The sequence below is a fragment of the Micromonospora sp. NPDC049201 genome, assembly GCF_055586805.1.
On the sequence record NZ_JBVJHM010000017.1, the window covers coordinates 61,706 to 77,265 of the forward strand.

At 69.3% G+C, this 15,560-nt stretch carries 17 protein-coding genes; 9 read left to right on the forward strand and 8 right to left on the reverse strand.

Translation table 11 applies throughout. From position 1 onward, the window contains the following. Nucleotides 1-16: 16 nt before the first annotated feature. The 8 genes from ACZ6O5_RS29070 to ACZ6O5_RS29105 form a co-directional block, all read right to left on the reverse strand. A complete protein-coding gene (locus ACZ6O5_RS29070) occupies nt 17-1,093 on the reverse strand; it encodes an amidohydrolase family protein (protein WP_465981241.1) in 1,077 nt (358 codons plus the stop codon). Continuing rightward, nucleotides 1,090-2,073, reverse strand: a complete 984-nt coding sequence (locus ACZ6O5_RS29075) for an NAD(P)-dependent oxidoreductase (protein ID WP_465981243.1) — start codon at nt 2,071-2,073, stop codon at nt 1,090-1,092. The genes ACZ6O5_RS29070 and ACZ6O5_RS29075 overlap by 4 nt, the downstream gene beginning before the upstream one ends. Next, nucleotides 2,066-2,848 carry a hypothetical protein gene (locus ACZ6O5_RS29080; RefSeq protein WP_465981245.1) on the reverse strand — a complete coding sequence of 261 codons (783 nt, stop codon included), beginning with the start codon at nt 2,846-2,848 and terminating at the stop codon, nt 2,066-2,068. Before ACZ6O5_RS29080 ends, ACZ6O5_RS29075 begins: the two co-directional genes overlap by 8 nt. After that, nucleotides 2,845-3,627: an NAD(P)-binding domain-containing protein gene (locus ACZ6O5_RS29085; protein ID WP_465981247.1), complete on the reverse strand. Its 783-nt coding sequence runs from the start codon at nt 3,625-3,627 to the stop codon at nt 2,845-2,847. The genes ACZ6O5_RS29080 and ACZ6O5_RS29085 overlap by 4 nt, the downstream gene beginning before the upstream one ends. A gap of 59 nt (nt 3,628-3,686) precedes the next feature. Continuing rightward, nucleotides 3,687-4,853: a nucleotidyltransferase family protein gene (locus ACZ6O5_RS29090; RefSeq protein ID WP_465981249.1), complete on the reverse strand. Its 1,167-nt coding sequence runs from the start codon at nt 4,851-4,853 to the stop codon at nt 3,687-3,689. Next, entirely contained in the window at nt 4,850-5,713 is an 864-nt protein-coding gene (locus ACZ6O5_RS29095; RefSeq protein WP_465981316.1) for an isocitrate lyase/PEP mutase family protein, read from the reverse strand. The genes ACZ6O5_RS29090 and ACZ6O5_RS29095 overlap by 4 nt, the downstream gene beginning before the upstream one ends. Nucleotides 5,714-5,878: 165 nt before the next feature. Further along, complete coding sequence (locus tag ACZ6O5_RS29100; RefSeq protein WP_431936235.1) at nt 5,879-6,856, reverse strand: ABC transporter ATP-binding protein; 978 nt, start codon at nt 6,854-6,856, stop codon at nt 5,879-5,881. Further along, nucleotides 6,831-7,568, reverse strand: a complete 738-nt coding sequence (locus tag ACZ6O5_RS29105; protein ID WP_465981251.1) for a histidine phosphatase family protein — start codon at nt 7,566-7,568, stop codon at nt 6,831-6,833. Before ACZ6O5_RS29105 ends, ACZ6O5_RS29100 begins: the two co-directional genes overlap by 26 nt. A gap of 317 nt (nt 7,569-7,885) precedes the next feature. Here ACZ6O5_RS29105 and ACZ6O5_RS29110 point away from each other — a divergent pair, with 317 nt between their 5' ends. The 9 genes from ACZ6O5_RS29110 to ACZ6O5_RS29150 all read left to right on the forward strand — a co-directional run bounded on the left by ACZ6O5_RS29110 (nt 7,886) and on the right by ACZ6O5_RS29150 (nt 15,559). Then, entirely contained in the window at nt 7,886-8,167 is a 282-nt protein-coding gene (locus ACZ6O5_RS29110) for a phosphopantetheine-binding protein (RefSeq protein WP_431936233.1), read from the forward strand. After that, a complete protein-coding gene (locus ACZ6O5_RS29115) occupies nt 8,164-9,828 on the forward strand; it encodes an ADP-ribosylglycohydrolase family protein (RefSeq protein WP_465981253.1) in 1,665 nt (554 codons plus the stop codon). Before ACZ6O5_RS29110 ends, ACZ6O5_RS29115 begins: the two co-directional genes overlap by 4 nt. Further along, nucleotides 9,825-10,691: an ABC transporter permease gene (locus tag ACZ6O5_RS29120; RefSeq protein ID WP_465981255.1), complete on the forward strand. Its 867-nt coding sequence runs from the start codon at nt 9,825-9,827 to the stop codon at nt 10,689-10,691. Before ACZ6O5_RS29115 ends, ACZ6O5_RS29120 begins: the two co-directional genes overlap by 4 nt. After that, entirely contained in the window at nt 10,684-11,487 is an 804-nt protein-coding gene (locus ACZ6O5_RS29125; protein ID WP_465981257.1) for an ABC transporter permease, read from the forward strand. The genes ACZ6O5_RS29120 and ACZ6O5_RS29125 overlap by 8 nt, the downstream gene beginning before the upstream one ends. Then, nucleotides 11,484-12,395 carry a transglutaminase-like domain-containing protein gene (locus ACZ6O5_RS29130; protein ID WP_465981259.1) on the forward strand — a complete coding sequence of 304 codons (912 nt, stop codon included), beginning with the start codon at nt 11,484-11,486 and terminating at the stop codon, nt 12,393-12,395. Before ACZ6O5_RS29125 ends, ACZ6O5_RS29130 begins: the two co-directional genes overlap by 4 nt. A 341-nt stretch (nt 12,396-12,736) precedes the next feature. After that, nucleotides 12,737-13,192, forward strand: coding sequence for a helix-turn-helix transcriptional regulator (locus ACZ6O5_RS29135; protein WP_465981261.1), 456 nt, complete (start codon nt 12,737-12,739; stop codon nt 13,190-13,192). Nucleotides 13,193-13,255: 63 nt separating this feature from the next. Next, nucleotides 13,256-14,221: a ferritin-like domain-containing protein gene (locus ACZ6O5_RS29140; protein WP_465981263.1), complete on the forward strand. Its 966-nt coding sequence runs from the start codon at nt 13,256-13,258 to the stop codon at nt 14,219-14,221. A 58-nt stretch (nt 14,222-14,279) separates the two neighbouring features. Then, nucleotides 14,280-14,630 (forward strand): acyl carrier protein, encoded by a 351-nt coding sequence (locus ACZ6O5_RS29145; RefSeq protein ID WP_465981265.1) that lies wholly within the window; start codon nt 14,280-14,282, stop codon nt 14,628-14,630. Next, nucleotides 14,627-15,559 carry a hypothetical protein gene (locus ACZ6O5_RS29150; RefSeq protein WP_465981267.1) on the forward strand — a complete coding sequence of 311 codons (933 nt, stop codon included), beginning with the start codon at nt 14,627-14,629 and terminating at the stop codon, nt 15,557-15,559. Before ACZ6O5_RS29145 ends, ACZ6O5_RS29150 begins: the two co-directional genes overlap by 4 nt. Nucleotide 15,560: the final 1 nt, after the last annotated feature.

Consider the following 15,560-nt stretch of genomic DNA (forward strand, 5'->3'; position numbering starts at 1 on the left):
CGGTTCGAGCGGGTGACTAGCGCCGGGCGAAGAAGAAGTCCTGGCTGTTGTCGAAGAGGATGCGCGACGTGACCTCCGGTCCCAGGCGCTCCGACAGGGCGACGAGGTCGTCGGGATGAGCCGCGTCCCAGTGTGGAAAGTCGGAACCGAAGGCCAGCACCGAGGGGCCGAATCGGGCCAGCACGGAGTCGATTCCCGTATCACCCGGTTCGACACCGAGAATCACCTGTCGGGTGATCAGCTCGTCGACGTCGACGTCCAGCCGGGGCAGTCCACCAGTGTGGTCGAAGTGCTCCTGCAGCCGCCCGGCGAACCACGGCAGCCACCCACACCCCGCTTCGACGAGACCGACCCGCAGTCCGCCGCCCAGCGCGCCGCTGCCGATCAGGTCCGCCAACGCCAACATGTGTTCGAAGGGATGGGAGAAGACGTGTGTGAACCGGTAGTCGTCGAACTGCTCGGCCATGGGGCTCGCCTGGTGGTATCCGGTCGCGGCGTGCAGCACGAGCACGATGCCCTCAGCGGCGAGATGGTTCACGATCGGTAGCGTCGTCGCGTCCCGGAACGGTCGGGCCTGCCAGGTGGTCGGCCGGCTGACCACCGCCCGCAGTTGCACCCGGCTTCCCCAGTGTCGCAGCTCTGCCAGGGACCACTCCGAGTCGTCCGGCAGGAGGACGGGCACGAACTCGATCTGCTCCACCCGACTGGCGAGGTCGTAGACGAGGTTGTTGTGGGCCCGGGCGAGAACGGCGCGGACCTGCCGGTCGTGGTGGTTCAGCGCGGCCAGGCCGACGAATCCGGGGAGGAGCAGGGCCCGGACGATGTTGAGGTCCTGCATGAAGGCGACGCGCTCGTCGAGGCTGGCCACGTGCGTCGCCGCACCGATCCCGAGCGGACTGCCCACGCCCGGGCCGCTGGGTCTGGGCAGAAGCAGGCCGGCGACGTCCAGCCGATCGACGCCGTCGATGGTGACCACGCGGGGCGCGAGGTGCGCGTCCCGCTCCGCGAAGTACGGCCGCCAGAGCTTCTCGTCGGCGTCCGTGAGGTGACTGTCGACATCGATGACCGGGCCCGGTGGCCGAACCGGTGTCATGTGGCTTCTCCTTGCGGTCTCCGGGGCGGCATCGTCGAACACAGGTCGCCCCAGCGTGCGGCCAGTGCCGCGATGGCAGCTTCCGCAACTCGCCGCAGCGATTCCTCGGTCGTGGCGCCGAGATGAGGGGACAGTTGCAGGTTCATCGGCCGGCCGGCGAGGTCGGTGCGGGTCAAGAACGCCTGCGCGCTTGGTACGTGTGCCCGGTCCACCGGGTCGACGGCCACACCGGCGAGGTGACCTCTGGCCAGGGCGTCGACCACGGCAGGCATGTCGAAGGCGTCCCATCGGCCGACGTTCACCAGACAGGACTGCGCTCCGAACCGGGCCAGTAGCTCCGGGCCCACGTAGCCGATGGTGTCGGGCCGTCGGGGCAGGGCGAACACGTGGATGCTCGCGGTTGACGCGAGATGTTCCAGATCGGCGACCGGCATGCCGGACCTGACGCTGCGGTGTCGCGCGAACACCGGGGCGGCGCCGAGGGCATCGAAGAGCTTGGCGGCGGTCCGGCCGACGGGCCCGGCACCCCAGATGCCGACCGACCGGCCGGCAAGCTCCGCACCGAGTAGCGCCGTCTTCGTCCAGCGACCGCTCCTCAGCTCAGCTGCGGCGACGGGCAGCCGGCGCAGCAGCGCCAGTACCGACTGAAGGGCGAGTTCCGCCACCGCCGGGGCTGATGCCGAGCCGCCGATGCGTACCACCGAGACGTTGCGTGCGCTGAGGGCGGGCAGATCGAGGTTGTCCGTGCCGGATCCCGCCCGCAGCACCAGCCGGAGCCGGGGCAGCCCGGCCAGTTCCGCACCGCCGACGTTCACGTTGCTACGCAGAACGAGCACGTCACTACCCGCGAGCGGCGCACGACGCAGGTCGTCCTGCGTCACATCCGGCTCGTAGTGCGTATCGGCCCGTGCCCGTAGCCAGTCCACCAACTGGGGGTGCACCGGCGACACCACGCCGACACGCGGTCGGTGCTCAGTCATAGGTGAGGCCGCCCTCCCGGTCGCGGTCGAGCACGCCGCCGTAACCACGGTGCAGACCCATCTGCCGGCGGTCGGCGCAGCGATCAGCGGGTCGACAGATCACGAGCGGGATCAGCCGATCGTGCCCACGGACGAACTCGGCCGCACACGCACACCGCATGCACTCGTACAGCGTCAACCCGGCTGTCGCCCCGAGCGGGGTGGCGCCGAACGTCACCGTCCCGATCAGGGGCCGCCGGACGTCGATACCGGTGTCGGTGTCGGAGACGACGACGTCGACCACGACGCCCAGCTCCGACCGGATGGCCCGGGCCAGGTCGTGGGCGGCGGCGTTGTGGTCGGCGCAGCCGAGGACCGCGCGTCGGCCCTGGCTCGGGTGGGTGTACTCGTCAGCCAGCAGCAGGTGCAGGGCGGTCACCGGCATCCCGGAGCGTTCCTGCCACGACCGGGCCAGCGTAACCCGAGTGGACTCGTCCACCGTCTTGGGATCGGGGGAGTCGAGGACGTCGGCTGGACAGATCCGTCCTTGTGCGGCGGCGAGCACCTTGTCGGCGATCACCACCGCGTCACCGGGGCGTACCCGGTCCCGGAGTGCGTCGACCGCCTGGGCGAGAACCGCCGGGTAGCCGGCCTCTGTGTCGAGCCCGACCTGGACCGGGATCGCCTCCCGGCAGACATGGCCACTCTGCCCCATGGCACCGAGCAGGCCCTTGACCACGGCATTGACCGCCACCGCGATCTCCCAGCCGGTCGGCTCGGTCCGCTCGTCGCTCACACCCATGGTCGCCGACCCCGGGAGGAGAGCCGTTGCTCGAGGAGGTCCGCCGCGACGAAGGAGAAGTGATCCGCCTCCTCCTCCGTCAACGTCTCGAGGAAGTGACGCCAGTCCTTTGCCGCGTACTCACCGACATAGCTGCTCTCGTAGCCGCCGCTCAGGTGCCGGATGGCCGTGAGGTCGTCGAATCGGCGGCCGGCCGGCCCGTCGTCGACCACCTTCACCAGACGCTCCAGCGTGATGCCCCGGCGCTCGCAGAAGCCGGCCAGCTGCCGAGCGAGTTCGTTCTCGACGACCAGGAACGCGTTGTGGCAGAGTTTGAGTGTCACCGCCTCCTCGACCGAGTCGAACTCGGTGACGTGCCCGACGGCCCGCATCACCCGCCAGAGCGGCTCGTCACACCGGGGACCGAGAAGCAGGTAACTCCGGCCGGCGCGCACCGCCCGCTCGCCACCGTTCGAACCGCCGGCGTGGTACGCGTACCCGCCGAGGCTGCGCCACCGTTCCGCGTTTCCGCGAGCCAGCGCCGGAGTCTGCGTGGTGAGGTCTACAACCCGGCCGACCCGGAGCGGGTCGATGGCAGCCAGTGCGACCGGGGTGTCCGTACCCCTGGGCAGGGCCAGGATCGCGGCGACAGCCTCGCTCGTGTCGTCACCGTCCACACAGGTGACCGCGTCGCCACGGCGGTCGAAGACCGCGACCTCGTACCCTTGTTGGCGCAACCGGTCGGTGTACGCGGCGCCGGACCGCCCGTTGCCGTAGACACGCACTGCCGGCATGCGGCTCCCGTCAGCCGGAGTGGGGCGGCGGACCGGGTCGGCGCCGCAGGGAGATGACGTCACGGTGCCAGTGCCAGCATTCGGACACTGTCGGCCGCTCGCCGGGCGATCTCGGCGACGTTCTCCCTGCGGCCGTCGACGAGGCCCTGGTGCCATTCGAACCAGTAGCGCCGGTCGCGAGTGCCGGGCGGCATCATACGCAACGCCTCCGCCGACCGGTCGGTGCGAAAGGCGCGATCGGCCAGTGCCGCTGGCATCTGACCGGTCCGCCCGTCGGGCAGCGCGATGATGTCCACGAGATCGGTGACGGCCTCGGCGTAGGGGCGCAACGGCTCCAAACCGGCCGGCAGGGTGCCGCGCAGGATGAGCTGGAACGCCAGCCCCAACGCCAGTTCTCCGATCAGGCCCTGCTGGCGCGCGTGGCGCTCGATGGCCGCCGCGTCCACCTCACCCTGCGCGCACAGCAGCTCGATGTCGATGTGCCGGATCAGTCGAACGTCGTCGTCGAGGCAGACGTGGATCCAGCTCAGCGCGTGCTCACTCGCGTGCACCAGCAGCTCGAGGACCTCGAGATCGACGGGCAGGCGTCGGCAGGGTACGCCGTCGAGCGAGTGCGGCTGCGCCACGGAGAGCCAGACCTGGGCCATGCTCTCGCTCGGGCGGTTGTACTTCGGTGGCGCGGTGAGATGGACGTCGAACACGATGTAACCGCCGCCCAGGTCGGCTGTGGGGGACTGCGCGAAGTAGGTGGGCCCGTTGCGGCCCGGCTTCTCGCGGAACCCCAGGTCGCTGAGGACCCTTCGCAACTCGTCGTCGCGTCCCGCCGAGATGATGAAGTCGAAGTCGGCGAGGCCACGGTGCCGTGGGGAGGCGTACAAGGGCGCCAGTCGGGCGCCCTTGAAGAACACCATCTCGGCCACCAGATCGGGTGCGCGACGGGCTACCTCGGTAAGAGCCTGCATGAACGAGCGGTAGCGGGCCTCCGCGAGCCGGGCCCGTCGGGCCAGCGTCGACACCGTCGTCGCCGGGATCTGCTCCGCGATGCCGGCGAGGTCGAGCGCGTCGTACAACAGGCCCTCGACCCGGTGTTGCAGGGCCAGGAAGGTGATCCTGGACCAGTCCAGGTCGAGGCATTCCTGCGGCAGTACGGTCCAGGACTGGACGGTCAGGGCCGGCGTGCGGCACGTCTCGGCGATGACCCGCTGCTCAGGGGAGTAGGAGTTCACAAAGGCATCCTCGGGACGAGCGCGCTGGTGCGCACCAGTGAGTCGATGTCGGCCACGCTCGCGACGTTCGACAGCGCGTCGCTCTGGTGGCCGCTCCGGAGCACGCGCTCCAATCCGTCGCCGACCGCCGTCAGCGCGGCCCGGATCGCCACGTTCGCCGCCACGTACACCCGGAACCCGGCTGCGGCGAACTCCGCGAACGGCACCGCCGGCGCCGCGGTCGGGATGATGACCAGCTCCAGGTCTGCCGTCGCGGTCTTGCGGGCGACCTCGAGGGCCTCCTCCACGTCCCGACGGAAGTGCACGACCACACCACGGCAACCGGCCGCCGCGTAGCTGCGCACCCGCTCGACAGCCTCCTCGACCGGGTGGTCCTCGATGAGCGCCTCCGTCCGGGCGACGACCATGCCGCGGTACTGCTCTGCCACGCCGATCAGCGTCCGCAGCCGATCTGACATGTCGTCGACCGAGGCTAGCTGCCGCCGGCTCGTCGTCCATAGGCTGTTGCGCTTGGCCCCGGTCGTGTCCTCCATGCAGAGGCCGTTCGCACCGGCGACGAAGAATTGCTCGGCGAGTGCCGCCAGTTCGGCTCCACGAAGGCCGTAGCCGTTTTCGAAGTCGACGACTATCGGAATGTTGGTGACGCGTCTGATCTCGCTGAGCGCCGCGATGATTGTCTCCGGCTGCAGGAATCCGGCGTCGGGGAGACCTAGCCGTCCGGCCGAGAGGCCGAGACTGCTGAGCCACAGGGCGTCGTAGCCGAGCCGCTCTGCTTGAAGCGCGGACAGGGCGTCGTACACGCCAGCCCAGACTGCCAGTGGCGATTCACTTCGAGGGGCGCCGGCAGGGGCGGTTCTCATTGGACTCTGCACAGGCAAACCTTAGATTCTCGGGTTGCTATGCGGGCCACCTGCGAAATGCGGCCGGCTTCGCCGAATAAACGTATGGCGAAGATTATCCGGCGAGGTGGTGACAGGCACGTCCCGGAAAGATGGGACGCCTATGCTATTCCCCGTAACGGGACGTCACGAATGGGTCGAGCGTTGGTACAGCCGGCTGATGACATCCTCGATGTCCGGCTCCTCGATCATCAGGTCGCGTACCTGCGCGCAGTGTCCGATCGCCTCGAGCACCCGGCCCGCCGTCGTCTCGCCAGGGGTGAAGGACAGGCGCTGCCGTAAGCCGTCCGCCTCCACCCGAACGAGCCGGGTGTGGCTGATGTCGTCCAGGGGCCGAGCCGGCTCGACGAGATCGATCACCATGACCCGCTCGGCGCCCACCACGTCGACGAGGCCGGAAAGGGTGCCGTCGTAGCTCAACCTGCCGTGGTCGACGACGATGATCCGTTCGGTGAGTCGTCGCACGTCACCCATGTCGTGCGTGGCCAGCAACAGCGTCGTGCCGTGCTGCTGGCGCTGCTCGTTGAGGAAACTCCGGAGGCGCTCCTTGCTCGGGACGTCAAGGCCGATGGTCGGTTCGTCCAGGATCAGCAGGCGCGGTCGGTGCAGCAGGCTCACCGCCACCTCGCCCCGGATTCGTTGGCCGAGCGAGAGCTGCCGGACCGCGGTGTCCACGAAGGCCCCCAGATCGAGTCTGTCGATCAGTTCATCGGTGCGCCTCGCCGTGGCCTCGGGAGTCAACCGGTGAATGCCGCCCAGCGCCCGGAACGACTCCCGGAGCGGCAGGTCCCACCAGAGCTGACTGCGCTGTCCGAAGACCACACCGATCTGGCGGGCCAACCGCTTGCGGTCCCGGACCGGGTCGAGGCCGCACGTGCGCACGGTGCCGGAGGTCGGGACGAGGATGCCGCAGAGCATCTTGATGGTCGTCGACTTGCCTGCGCCGTTCGCGCCCAGATAACCGACCGCTGAGCCGGCGGGCAGCTGGAAGGTCAGCCCGTCGACGGCCTCCACCACCACCGCCGCGCGACGCAGCCAACGTCGGGTTCCCCTCCGGGCGATGAAGTGTCGATGCAGGTCACGAACCTCGATCATGGCTTCCATCAACGACTCCGGACTGCGGGCAGGTGGGCTCCGGGTGGGCGGCGGACTCAGGTGGCGGGATGTCCTCGGGCAGGTGCGCATGATCATTGTAGGTGCCCAGTCGCCAACGCGGGTCGGACGCGGCGCGCGACCACACGGTGATGCTCGTGTAGTCGACCGCCAGATCGACCACGTGCCGGCCGGCGACCGAGGCGAAGTGGTACATCGAGGCCCGGATGACACCGGCGTGCGTGACGACGACGGTGGTCCGGTGGGAGTTCTCGCGGGCGACGTCATCCAGCGCGCGTCGCGCCCGGAGCATGAAACGTAGCCAGCTCTCGCTCCTGCCGCCGACGACCGGCTCGAAGATGTCGTCGGCCCGGTGGTGGTGGTCGAGCCGCTGGCCCTCCATGTCGCCCCAGTGCACCTCGCACAGTGCGCAGCGACCGACCGGCTGGAGCTGTCCGCTCCCGATCCCCGGCGCGATGATGTCGGCCGTCTCGGCCGCCCGGCGCAACTGGGAGGTGAGCAGCGCGGTGGCCTCGACCCGGGCCGCGGCCAGCCGGTCGCGCAGCAGCATGGCCTGCGCGCGTCCCCGTTCGGTGAGCCCTTCGCACGTGTGGTGCCCGCCGAGTCGTCCGGTGACATTGGCGATCGACTCGGCGTGGCGAACAAGGATGAGCCGGGTGCGCGATCCGCGGACGGGCTGATCCGCGGTGCTGGCGGGCGTCATTGCGTCCTCCGCCCTCTCGGGGTTGGGCGTGCAGAGACGGTCAGCCGTTAGGCTAGAGCTTCGATACGCGGTGACGGCCGTCCCGGGATTCGGCGACAACCGTGAATCGGCGCTCGCTCCCCACACGTCGGCGTGAGCTTACCCGTCCCCCGTCGGGCACGTCGCGAAGAAACAGGACATCCCCGCCCGCGCGACGTCGGCTAGGGTGAAGCGGCGCCATCACTCGGTACGGGGACAACACGTTGCGCCTCGCTTTCACACACTCTTGTGACCCGCGTGTGGGACCGGCACGGTGGGCATTGTGTATCGGAGGGCTCATGGCGGATACGAATTGGCCTCAGGAGTTCGAGTCGAAGCTCCGAGCGCTCCTGCCGAGGGTGGCCCTGGACGAGCCCTTACGACCAGACCTGAACCTTCCTGACGCCGGCCTCGATTCGCTGGCGACGGTCAATCTCCTGATCGATCTCGAGGATGAGTACGACATCCGATTTCCTGACGAGATGCTTCAGGCGAGTACGGTCGCCACCCCGGCCGGCCTGTGGGCCGCCGTGACCGCGCTGCTGTCGCAGGCGGCCGGCCGACCGAGCGGGATGCCGTGATCCACGGCATCCGTGGCGTCGTCGTTCGGTTCGACGGTGTCCTGATCGACAGCTGCCACGCCGCGTACGCCGCGTGGCAGCACGAGTTCGTCCGGGAAGGGCTGCACCTGCCGATCGACTACTGGGGTGACCTGCTTGACCGCCACCCCGGTCCGGGGTGTGACGAGCAACTGCTGCGTCTCCTGCGCCAGCGCGTCGCCGACCCCGATCAGATTCGCGACGATCACCTGGACCGGGTGCACCGGCGCCGCCGCCGGATCGAGTCGGCGTTGCGGCTACGACCGGGAGTGGTTGCCTGGCTGAGGGAGGCGAGCGACCGGGGCGTCCGGATGTTCACCGTTTCGGACCAGGCTGCCGAATCCGTCATCCGGGAGCTGGATCGGCTGGGTGTCGGGCGGTTCTTCGAGCGAGTCCTCAGCTTCGGGGCGGGCGGTGCGGAGGAATTTTACCGGGACGCCCCGCGACAGGCAGATATCGACCGGTCGGAGCTGGTGGCGATGGAGGACACGGGCCACGGCGTCCGGGCGGCCCGGGCGGCCGGACTCCGCTGCATCGCCTCCCCGCAGCGCGCGTCGGTCCACGCATTGCCGTCCGCCGAGCCCGGCACGGTGATCGCCGAACCACCGTGGATGTCGCTGTCCGATGCGCTCGGCGCGCTGGCTGGGCCACGGCGCGCCGTACCACGTCCGGCGGCCGGAACCGACACCGGCGCGCGGGTCTCGGCCAGCCTCGGCGCCCTGGCGCTCGGTGACGCGCTCGGCAAGATGGTGAACAAGCGGTCGCTCCACCAACTGGAGCCCGACACCGTGAATGCGCTGAGCCTGCTGGAGACGGGTGGGGAACCGCCGGCCGATTGCGTGTTCACCGGCTGCGTCACCGACGACACCGTGCTGCTGCTCGCCCTGGTCGACTCGGTAGTGGACGACGGCCGGGTGAGCCGGGACGCGTACGAACGTGTCCTGCGATCGTTGAACCCCCGCGGCGGCCGGCAGATCTACCAGCTCAAGTCGGACGCTTCTGACCTTTTCGTGGCACTCGACGGCAACACCAACGGGTGTGTGCCCCGCTGCGCCGCGGTCGCGTACACGACGCCGTCGACCAACCTGGGGGATCTCTGCTACGACGCGTTGAAGGTGGCCACGCTCACCCACGGCGGTCACGAGGCGCTGTTCACGGCGCTTCTCTTCGCGGTCATCGCGGCCGCCGCGGTCGACGGCGAACCGGTGCAGTCCGTACGGGAGCGGCTGCCCGGGCTGTACCGGCCGTTGACCCGCTTGGCCGGGGGCGGCGCCGACGTGGCGGATCTGGTACAGGGCAGCCTCGACCGGCTGGACCGCATCGACTCGCCCCACGTCTACCTCGATGTCCTCGAAGGAGCGGTCGGGATGGCCATGGCGGCGCGCTCGTCGGTGGTGAGCGCGATCTGCCTCGGCCTGTCGGGGTTTTCCTTCCCGGTCACCCTGGCGGCACTCATGCGCCGTCAGGCGCACTGGGACCTGGACTCCACCGCTGCCGTCTACGCCGGGCTGGCCGGTGCCTTCCAGCCCTCGGAGGTGCCGGCTGCCTGGGTGGGACGGATCGAGCGGCACAGCGGGCGCGACTTCGGCAAGCTCGCGGCATCCCTGGTCGAGATGCGCCGCGCGCCAGTGGTGCCGGCATGACCGGTGTGGTCGGAGGGAAGACCGGCGAGTTGACCGTCGACGACTACCGGCACGGCCTCGACGCGCAACTGGCGATCTTCGTCCGCTTCTTCGCAATGGGCGTCCGACGCTGGTCGACGTACCGTCTCGCCGTCGCCGCCGGGGCCTTCGCCAACACCGTGTTCGGACTGCTGCGGGCCAACATCACGGTCGCTGCGACGGCTGCGGCGGGCGGTGCCCTCGGCGGGTACGATGCCGCGACCGTGGCGACCTACGTGTGGCTGGGGCAGGCGTTTGCGGGGGCGGTCAACTTCTTCCCGTGGACCGAGCTGGCGGCTCGCATCCGCCTCGGCGACGTGGCGGTCGATCTCGCCCGGCCGGTGGATCCGCAACTCGCCTACCTCGCCGCCGACCTCGGTCGGGCGGTCTTTCAGCTGGTTCCGCGGGGTGCGCCGCCGTTGCTCGTCGGCGCCGTGGTGACCGGGCTCGTCCTGCCGGCCACGCCCTGGCCGTACGCGCTGGGCGTGCTCAGCCTCCTCCTGGCGGTGAGCGTGTCGTTCGCCTGCCGGTGGCTGGTCAACCTGACGGCATTCTGGTTGCTCGACCTGCGTGGCCCCATGGCGTTCTACCAGACGGCCATCAGCATCCTGTGTGGGCTCAGCGTGCCGGTGCACTGGTTTCCCGGCTGGCTGGCCAGGGTAGCCGCTTCGACGCCGTTCCCCTCCATGCTTCAGACCCCGATCGACGTGGTGACGGGGCGGATCGTCGGTGTCGACGCGGTCGCCGCCATCGGCGTGCAGGCGGCCTGGCTCGCCGGCTTGCTGGTGCTGGGCCAGGTGGTCTTCCGGTTCGGCGCCCGCCGGCTGGTGGTCCAGGGTGGCTGACGCGCTCCGCCCGTACCGGGTGCTCCTCGGCTCGCGAATGCGTGCGCAGACGGCGTACCGGCGCTCGTTCGCCGTCGAGTTGGTGGCGAGCGTCGGGGCGACCCTGATCGCGTTGGCGGAGATCTACGTCATCTTCTCCAACGTGGATGCCATCGGGGGTCTTGACTTTCCAGCGGCCGTTCTGCTGTTCGCGCTGACCCACATGTCGTTCAGCCTGGCGGATATGGTGGTCGGGCATCTCGGCAATCTGCCGATGTACGTGCGCAACGGCACCCTGGACGCCTACCTGCTCCGGCCCCTCCCGGTGCTGGCCCAGTTGATCACCAGTGACATTTCGCTGCGTCGGCTGGGTCGTACGGCGCTGGCCGTGGTCATTCTGGTGGTGGTCATCCCGCCCAACCAGGTCGCCTGGTCAGCAGGAAAGGTGGCGCTGATGGTGCTGACGGTCATGTCCGGGACGGTGATCTTCGCTGGACTGTTCGTCATCGGCGGCGCGATCCAGTTCTGGTTGGTGGAGGGCACCGAGTTCGCGGCCGCCGTCACGTACGGCGGCAACTACGCCGCGCAGTATCCGGCGAGCATCTACAGCGCGGAGGTCCGCATCCTCTTCACGTTCGTCGTGCCCGCTGCGTTCGTGTCCTACCTGCCTGTGGTGGTGCTGCTCGACCTGCCCTCACCGGCGGGTTTCCCGTCCTGGCTGGGCTGGTTCACCCCGGCTGCGGCCGCCGCCGTGTGGGGGCTGGCTCTCACCGCCTGGCGCACCGGACTGCGGCACTACGCGGGAACCGGCTCGTGACGACCGTGCCGGCAGGTGACGAACTGGCCATTCTGCTGGACAAGCTGCGGCGGATTCCGGATGAGGCACGGGTGTTCTCCGTGTCCAGGCAGGCGGCGTGGCGATACTACTTCCTGAGCAGGGACATCCTCGACGCCGCCGTGGCGATGGGGCTGCCGCACACCGGGCGTGGCGAGGAGAGCCGCTTCGACCTGGTGGACGTCATGAACCTCGCCCTGCATCTGGGGCGCAGTCCAGCCGCGCGGGCGGCCCGGCGGTTCTGGTCTGCGGCGCTCAACCGGCCGCGAGGAGCCGAGCCTCTCCAGTACGAGGTCCAGTACCGGGCCTCGTGCCCGGTCCCGGGCCACGAGCCGCCCTGCCGGTACCAGGTGATCCTCTCCCCGGAGGAGACGATCCACCGCACGGTCGGGTCGAACGCTGAGGCGTTGGCGGCAGCCCGGGTCGCGTTGACCGACGACTGGCCCGAGTTGACTCCGGCCGCAGGTGACCTGCTGCGCGAGGTGAGTGGGCTCCAGTTCATGCGGTTGCCACCTAGCCTGCGACGCGACGTGGACTTCATCCGGCGTACCGGCTTGGCCGACTGTGCCGGGTCGGCCGCGATGCTCAAGGAGGCCGGCAGCCGGTACGGCCTTCGGGTCCGTTCGTCGTACGGTTTCATCGTCGTGCCGCCGTTCTCCACCACCCATCACTGGGCCGAGATCCGGCAGGACGGTCGGTGGGTTCCGGTCGACCCGGTCCTCATCACGGCGATGATCGAGTGGGGGGTCCTGGACCCCGGGGTCTGGCATCCGAATCGGTCGCCCGGCCTTATCTTCAGCCGCGTCTGTGACAGCGGGTCGGATCTGGTAACGCATGACGGAACCGCCCGGCCGGTGATGCTCACTCTTCCCACCCGTCGGCTCTGCTGATTGACCGCGGCGCGCTCGTGTCCGTATCCCGAATTTCCGTGACAGTACTCGTCGGTGCTCCCTAATGTGCCGCGCCCTTGTTGACGTACCGCCTCCCAGCTGCGGCTTGGCCCGGGTGCACGCACCGTCCACGGCCCGCGATCCATCGATGAAGCCTTTCCTGCATTGGAGTTTCCTGGCAGGATCATAAATCTGCATGAAGCTTTTCGTCATGGCGGCCCGTGCTCGTCGCAGAACCAGGGCCGCCGAAATCGGGGGAGTCTGTTTTGCTACGGGTTCAGATAGTCGACGCCACCACCATGCCAGAAGATCCTGCCGCGGCGCCGCATGACGGGGCTGACGTGATCGTGCTTTACGGATGCGCGGAAGCGGAGGGATCGGCCCAGCATCTCGCGCTGGCGCTCGCGAAGCGGGCCCGAATGGTCGTGCTCCTCCCGCAACACGACGCGCCGAACGGGCAGCCCTCGACGAGGTCCGAGGTTGACGGAGTGTTACGTCAGTCGCTTCCCACGCGGGAACTCGTGCCGCTGCTCGCGGCGGCGATCGACGGCGTGGACCGCACGGGGCCGAAAGCCGATCCGGCGGTGCTCCCCGCGCTCTCGCGCCGCGAGCACCAGGTGCTCTCCCTCGTCGCCCGGGGCCTGACGCACCAGCAGATAGCGCGTCGCCTGCAGATCAGCATCCACACCGTCGACACGTACGTGCGTCGGATCAAGGAAAAGTGGAAGCTGGGCAACAAGGCGGACCTGACCCGGGCGGCGTTGCCGCTACTCCAGCGTGAGCCGCTGGCCAGCTGACCCATCGGTGGTCGACCACCGGTGTTGGCCGCAATCCGATCGTGTGCCACAGAAAGGGAAGCGATGGCGGACGCTGCGGACTCGATGTGGGTGCCTGGTTCACTCGTGGCCCGGTTGACGTGGGACTATGCGGGAAGGAACGCGAGGCTGCTGGCGCTCTACGAGAAGGGCAAGGCCGCGCAGTGGAACGTCACCACCGATATCGACTGGTCGCCTGAGCTGCACTTCGGGGCGCCGCTGATCGAAAATCCGGGCACCCGGGCGGCTCAGGCTCCGCGACCACCCGGGTGCCCTGTGCCACCAGGGTTGTGGAACGCCTACCGGTGGGAGCACCACGCCTGGATGACGAGCCAGTTCCTGCATGGCGAACAGGGTGCGCTGGTGGCGACGGCCCGGTTGGTGGAGACCACACCGGACATCGAGGAGAAGCTCTACGCCGCCAGCCAGGTCGCCGATGAGGCCCGGCACGTCGAGGCGTTCTCCCGGTACGTCGAGCGGCTGGGTCACTCCTACCCGATCAACCCGTCGTTGCAGGCGATGCTGTCCAACGTCATCTCCGACAGCCGCTGGGACGTCATCTACCTGGGCATGCAGATCATCGTCGAGGGCCTTGCGCTGGCGGTGTTCCGGCTCGGCCATGTGACCGCGTTCGACCCGATCATCCGCCAGATCACCGATCTGGTCGCCAGGGACGAGTCCCGGCACGTCGCATTCGGGGTCCTCGCCCTCGATGGCCTCTACGAGGAGCTGACAAGCCGGGAGCTGGCGGAGCGTGAAGAGTTCATCAAGGAATCCGCGCTCCTCATGTCCCGCCGGTTCCGCCTCGAAGAGGTGTGGGACCGGATCGGGATCGACCGGGCGGCCGGCGTCACCTACGCGCTGACCGACCCCGCCATGCGGCAGTTCCGCCGGCTGATGTTCTCCAAGATCGTCGCAAACGTGAGTCGGCTGGGCCTGCTCACCGAGGGTGTTCGCGACCACCTGAACGAGCTGTCCCTCATCGGGCCGGCCACGGGCCCGGCCAGGTAGCCGCCGACCCGAATGACAGACGACCAGTCTTTACCGGCCAAGGTACAGCGGAGGCGTGATGAACGAACCTGGCGAGGCCGACTCGGCGATCGACCCCGGCTGGCCGGAGGAGGCCGTGGCCCGGGTGGTCGGCGCGCTGGCACCGCAGCCGACCGCCACCGTCACCCCCGGCCAGACCCTGGTCACCGAACTCGGCTACGACTCACTCCTGCTCGTGCAGCTCTCGTTCGAACTGGAGGACCTGTTCTCGGTCGTCCCGGTCGGGCCGGAGGACGCGCCACCCATCGGATCGGTGGGGGAGGTGCAGAACTACGTAGTGAGCAAGATCCGCCAGGGCCAGGCCATCGTGCCGGAGCCCGGGGCCGTGACGGAGTGCCTGCGCCGGCTGGCGGGTGGGCCGGCGTCATGAGTACGGAGGCGGCGGCTGGTGTGGATCGTCCGCACCTGGCCGTACTGATTGCCAAGCTGCGGCTCATCCCTGACGACGTCCGGCAGTTCCGACACGACGCCGACTGGGCATGGCGCAAGTTCCGGTTGGGTCCGGCCGCGCTGGCCGATCTCGTCGAGCAGGGCCTGCCCGTCCGCGGTACCGACGCGGCACGGCGATTCGACTCCTACGACCTGTTCAATTGCGCCATGCAGCTCGGTCTCGGCCCCAGCACGCGCGCCGCGCGCCGCTACTGGCCCGCCGCGCTGCGCCGCGCCGACGAGGGCCGGCGGAGCCGCTACGAGCTACGTTTCCAGGCCCGCTGCCCGTCTCCGGGGCACGCCGCCGGATGCCGTTATGTGTTCGCGCTGCCCGGGGGACGCGAACACGTCGAGTCGGTGCGGGGGCCGGACGCGGCTCAGGGAGCGGTGGTCGAGGTGACCCCCCGGATCGACTGGCCGCAACTGCCGGGCAGCGCCCGGGCGCTGCTCGCCCAGGCGACCCGCGACGTCGAATTCGTCGTGCTGCGGGAGGAACTGAAGCGCGACATCTCCTTCATCCGGACCGCCGGGCTGGCTGACTGCGCCGGCCTGACGGAGCTGGTGGTCCAGGAGGCGACGGCCCGGGAGATACCCGTACGGAAGTCGTTCGGTCTGATCGTGGTGCCGCCGTTCGCAGTCAAGCACTTCTGGGCCGAACTGCGGACCGAGGACATGTGGGTGCCGGTCGACCCCGTGCTGGTGCAGGCGATGACGCGCTGGCGTGTGCTGGATCCCGCCGACTGGGACCCGTATCGGTCGATCGGGCCGATCGTCACGCGCATCGCAGCGGAGGAGGTGCCGCTGGCCCGGCACAACGATGTGTCGGTCCCGTACACCATCCCTTCCCGGATCCTCCCGGAGCCGGCGTGAG